The organism is Shinella sp. (assembly GCF_052438155.1).
Classification (GTDB): Bacteria; Pseudomonadota; Alphaproteobacteria; order Rhizobiales; family Rhizobiaceae; genus Shinella.
This window is the reverse complement of record NZ_JBQVPI010000078.1, coordinates 1-4,854: the sequence shown is the minus strand read 5'-3', so window position 1 is coordinate 4,854 and position 4,854 is coordinate 1. Positions and strand designations below refer to the sequence as shown.

General features: G+C 58.5%; 4 protein-coding genes and 2 pseudogenes. 1 reads left to right on the top strand and 5 read right to left on the bottom strand.

The annotated features are described in order from the left end of the window. From ACT6VE_RS34365 to ACT6VE_RS34350, 4 genes and pseudogenes are all read right to left on the bottom strand, one after another. A pseudogene (locus ACT6VE_RS34365) lies at positions 1–834 on the bottom strand (integrase); the annotation flags it as partial. An 82-nt stretch (positions 835–916) separates the two neighbouring features. After that, positions 917–1,303, bottom strand: a complete 387-nt coding sequence (locus tag ACT6VE_RS34360; RefSeq protein ID WP_444802613.1) for a type II toxin-antitoxin system VapC family toxin — start codon at positions 1,301–1,303, stop codon at positions 917–919. Then, positions 1,303–1,557, bottom strand: coding sequence for a type II toxin-antitoxin system VapB family antitoxin (locus ACT6VE_RS34355; RefSeq protein WP_444802612.1), 255 nt, complete (start codon positions 1,555–1,557; stop codon positions 1,303–1,305). The genes ACT6VE_RS34360 and ACT6VE_RS34355 overlap by 1 nt, the downstream gene beginning before the upstream one ends. An 81-nt stretch (positions 1,558–1,638) precedes the next feature. Continuing rightward, positions 1,639–1,797 (bottom strand): annotated as a pseudogene (locus ACT6VE_RS34350) (integrase); the annotation flags it as partial. Positions 1,798–2,505: 708 nt separating this feature from the next. On the opposite strand from ACT6VE_RS34350, the gene ACT6VE_RS34345 reads away from it, so the two are divergent. Continuing rightward, on the top strand, positions 2,506–3,117 hold the full coding sequence (locus ACT6VE_RS34345; protein ID WP_444802611.1) for an HNH endonuclease: 612 nt from the start codon (positions 2,506–2,508) through the stop codon (positions 3,115–3,117). Between the two features lie 21 nt (positions 3,118–3,138). On the opposite strand, the gene ACT6VE_RS34340 is transcribed toward ACT6VE_RS34345, so the two are convergent. Further along, positions 3,139–4,767 carry a hypothetical protein gene (locus ACT6VE_RS34340; protein ID WP_444802610.1) on the bottom strand — a complete coding sequence of 543 codons (1,629 nt, stop codon included), beginning with the start codon at positions 4,765–4,767 and terminating at the stop codon, positions 3,139–3,141. Positions 4,768–4,854: the final 87 nt, after the last annotated feature.

The window sequence follows — 4,854 nt, the reverse complement described above, 5'->3', positions numbered from 1 at the left end:
GCCAGGCCAGCGCGCAGCGAGTGCCCGGCGAATTTTTGCCCGCGCTCTGCCTCGGAAAGATCGCCGCGCACGCCGGCCGCCAGTGCCGTCTTCTTGACGAGCCGCCGTTGAGCCGTTCCGGCCCGCCATCCTTGCCCTTGCCCGGGACACGGCGGAAGAGAGGCCCCTTGGCGAGCCGCGCGAAGCGGACCTAGGTTTCGAGTGCCGCAACCGGGCAGGTGGCATCGGTGGAACCGCGGCCGATCTCTACCTCGCGCCAGCCCGTTTTCCCGTGCAACGTCACCAGCGTGCCCTTGTCGATAATCTCGACCCAGCCGCGCCCGTCTTCCGTCTGGTCGCGGCCAAGGTCGAGCCCGGAGATTTCCGAGCGACGCAGGCCACCGGCAAAACCGACAAGCAGCATGGCACGGTCCCGCATGCCACGAAGCGTCCCCCTTTCGAGGGTTTCCAACATGGCGACCAGGTCCTCCGGCAGGATCGCCTCCTTCTGCCGGGGCGGGGCCGCGTGTTTATTGTGGATGCCGGCGAGTACGGTGGCAATGGCGCGGTCCTTGCGATCGAGTTTTTCGCCGCGCTGCGCATAGTTCCAACCGATGGCGGACAGGCGACGCTCGATCGTCGAAACGCTGTCAGCTTTGCCACCGCGCGTCTTAGCGCTTGAAGCGCATGCCGTGATGTAGAGCCCGACCACCGAAGGATCCGGCGGGAGGGAAGAAAGACTCTGCCGCTGGCACCAGGCGGAGAAGTGCTTCCAATCTGATGCGTAGGCCTGCGGGTGTTGGCTGAGCTTGCCGCCTCGACATAATCGCGCGCGCGATCGGTGAGGTCCTGCAGGAGGACCGGAAGCGTAGGGGAGGGGGCACCACAGCGCGTCCCAAGGCTTCGTCCTCGGTTCGTGGTTTCTCGCGGTCAACCGTCATGCGGCACTGATGTCGGTTTGTGAGAAGTCATTGCCCTTGAAGAGCAACGGTTCACCCGTCATGAACGCGAGAGCGTAGGAGAAGCAATCTCCGTAATTTAGCCCAGCCGGGTGCCGGCCCTTACCGTAGCGGCGCCAGGCGCGGCGTGCCTGATCCGCGTCGCCCGGAGATACGGGTACGATCTCGGCACCGATCTTGTGGAGCCATAGATCCAGTTCGCTACCGCCAGCCTCGCCAAGCCTCGTTTCAAGCACCATCGCCGCTTCAAGCACGGTGGCCGCCGAAATCAAGCGTACAGGGTCGTCGGCGATGCGCTCTTCGAAGGTCAACGCATCCGGTTCGTCGAGCGCGATCGCAACGATCGCCGAGGTGTCGATGACCATCAGCCGGGTAGTCCGCTCTCGTCATAGCCGACAATCTCGTCTTCACTACGCGTGTCCAGAACGGGAAGGTTGCGCCAGCGTCGCCTGCTGGCCGCGAGATCCTCCAGCAGAGCGGCCTTGCGAATACTGGATCCGAGGCGGTGTAGACGCTGTTCAAGCGCAGTCCGCGTCGCGAGAGTGATACTTTCGCCGGTGCGCTCCGCGAGCGCGCGCGCCAGACGTTCGGTTTCCGGATCTTTTATACTGAGGGCCATCTTCAAAGGTTCCTGGCGATCTATATTCTACCTATATAGCTCTTTCAGCCCCGAATTGCACGCATCATAAGCGGGCGAAATTTCCCAGTCGGTCGCATAGGCGCGCTGCGTGTTGGCAGAACTCGCCGCCTCCACATAGCCGCGCACCCGTTCACCGAAATCCTGCAAATGAGCCGGTAAGGCATGGGAGGCTCGCCCCGAGCCGGTACCGACCCCGGAATGGACGCCGTCAGCAACGATGGGCTCGCCGCCGGTCTGCCTCGCGTGCTTAGCGGCCGATCACGCAAACCGGTCGCGATGCCAGGCTGCGAGCCGACTGGATGCTCGCCGAGCACTACATTTGCCCCGTGCACGACCAACTGCTTCAAGATCGCTGTCTCAGGTGTGGCCGACGTCTTTCAGCGCGTTCCGCCTGCGTGAAGGGCGTCTTGGCGATAGGGGAGGGGAGGGCGGCTCGCCGCGGGATGTGGCTCTGATCGAAACAGTGCTGTCCACTCAGAGGCAAATCGCACAAAGCGCCGACAGCGAAAGCCGCGCGTGTCAAAGGCTCGAGCGGGCGCTTGCGACGCTCTGGGCGCCGCTCGATCGTCCGACGGCGGAGCGCCCCGTATTGGCGCTCTGGTTGAATGAAACCGGCTGGCGCTGCCCGTGCGAGGTTCTTGGCATGCCGTCGGCGTCGGGGCGTCGCTCGGCCGGTTGTCGGTGGGCTGGCCCTTCGCCACGCTGCTGGCCCTGAGCGACGTGTTCGGCGTCAACCCGGACCGGGTCGCTACAATGTCGGAAGTCGCAATTCGAATGGCGCGCGGCGCAGCATCGCGGAGCATGCGTGCCATACCCACTGCCGCCCCCATCGAATGGCCGCCGAGCCGTGCATGCTTGTTGTTGTTGCTAGCGTTCGCGTCTAGATTTGCGCGAGTTTCATCGCGTCGGGATCAGTCGGGATAACCTTTGTCGGACTATAAGTTTTCCAGCATCCAGCGGTTCGTCGTTTTCACGGTTTATGGCCCAGAGACGAAGTGCTACCTGTGTAGTGAGCCTGTAACCCTGAAGACGATGCAGGTGGATCACATCATTCCCGAGCATCTCCTGGGCAATGCTACTCGGCTGGCCGAGGTTGTCGAAGAGCTCGCATTGCCGAAAAGCTTCTCAATAAACTCCTATGAAAACTGGCTCCCAAGCTGCGGTCCCTGCAACAATGCAAAGCGAAACAACGTCTACAGGCCCGGCGGCATGTATTTGGCCATCCTAAAACGGGCAGAAGACAACGCCGAAAAATGCCGGAGCCTAGAACTCAAATGGAAAACCAAAGCACGCATCGACAACGCGTTGTCATATCTGGAAGCTGCCGCAGAGAACGATGAACTCGACTTTTCACAACTCGGGCCGCTTATAGTCGCGTTTGTAGATGCCAACCCAACGCTCCTTCGCGAGATGATTGCTGGAACTGGCTCGGGAGGCGATGGAAACAGCCTTTCGTTTATCCAGACGACGACCTTTGCCGTGTCACCCAAACTCACTATCGTTTTCGGCGGCGGTGTTATGAGGGCGGTAAGGGATTAGCGCGTTGCATGGCCAGTTTTCTTAATGTTGCTCAAAGGTTTCCCAAACTGCCATGGCGGCATTTAGAACAATTTCGCCATTAGCTGATAACTCCCTGTACCGGAGTTTCTTTTTTACGGACGACGTTCGCAAAAGGGGTTGATACAGGCTCGCCGCCATTGTGGTCATGAACCGAATGTAGGGTATCCATGTTTTCTGCCGTGGAAAAATAAAAGTGGCGGCCAAGCTGAATTGCAGTCCTTCCTGCGGAACACCTATCGTGGTGTTGACTTGTGTCCAGGTGCCCTTGTAGCGATCAATCAAACCAGACCATCTTGTGGGTCGGACGTAAAACGGGACACAGCGCGGGTTTTTGCTAGGACCGAGGTTGGCGCCGGGTCGCCAGAATAGCCACCCACTGCCTGGTGGCGTTGTTAAGCCGGCAAATTCCTCCTCCGTAGGTGCAGCTTGCTCGGTAAACATGAAAACAGGAGGTATGAGCGCACTCTGTTTCTTGCACGAAGAATGTAGGTGGAGGAAAATTTCAGACAGATCTGCACCGGTCACAATGCAGGGGAACCCGTCCGCGTAAGTAGATCGCTCCCCAACGCCGTCAGCCAAAAACAACTTATAATGCCCGCGACGTTCGGGTATTTCGACTGCGGAGATGAATACTGTTTTACTCGCATGGTGTTCGATCCAGTCGAACGCGCGCCTTTTATTGTATTGCTGCGGCTTCAACACGCGCAACCTGCTAATTTGCATCGCATCGGCCATGGCGGCGAGCTCGAGCGCATGGTCATAGTTGTCGGTGGTGCCGTCCGCTTCCACGACAAGGGCGGTTTTTCGCTGTGAGAATCTTGGCGCAATCGGAGCAAAATACCCATCCAATGCGAGATCCTCATGCTGTTTCATAGGGATTGCCTGGGAAAGGGAAGAACTGAGCTCGACTAGCAGTGCCGTGTCGAACTCCTGTGTTTTCGAATGCTTATGGCGAAGCCGCGCTTCCCATTCATTGTCATCCATAATATCGAACTGGTCATAATCCCCTCTTTCAAAAGCCCGATTTGCGCAATCGCGGACGAATGCCGACAGTTTAGATGGAGCAAGAGTGGCAAGGAACGCACCAATTTTGTCCAGTCGCTCGGTTGGGCCTTCAACGGACTTTACCGATGTAGTTAGGTGCTGTCCGTCAATCGAGCCTGTCCTGCCAGAGCTGAAGGCCAATCTGCCGGAAGCCCAGGCAACGGAGTAGCGTACATAGGAAGAGGGCAGGCTCATCAGCAGGTTGTCAAAGAACAAGTAGTAATCCAGATACTGGCCCGGCAACGTGCGGATCGCAGCCGCCATCTCATCTGCGGATGAGAGGCTCTGAACACCAAGATACGCCGCGACCTTCTCATGAGAGTCGCGGGTCGATTCGAACAGGAAACCATTCAGCTCCGCTAGCTCGGTATGAGCTCTCGCAAACGCCTGACTTTCTAGCGCGAGCAAAACACAGAGATGGAGAACGCCGTCGAGGCTTTCCTGGAATATTCTCCCATGTGTTAGCTCATGGGCGTAAATCATCTTCGAGCTGATGTGCCCATCGGCAAGCACATGCGATCGTCCATTGTGGAAACCAGCTGCAACGGCCTCAAGGGAGGAAAAGAACTTATCAGGGACTTGCACTTATGAGCCTCGTGTCCGACATCAGCGCCCATGAGACAGAATTGGGTTAATTGAGAAGAGAGGATTTTCGGCTCATCGTAGCTCACC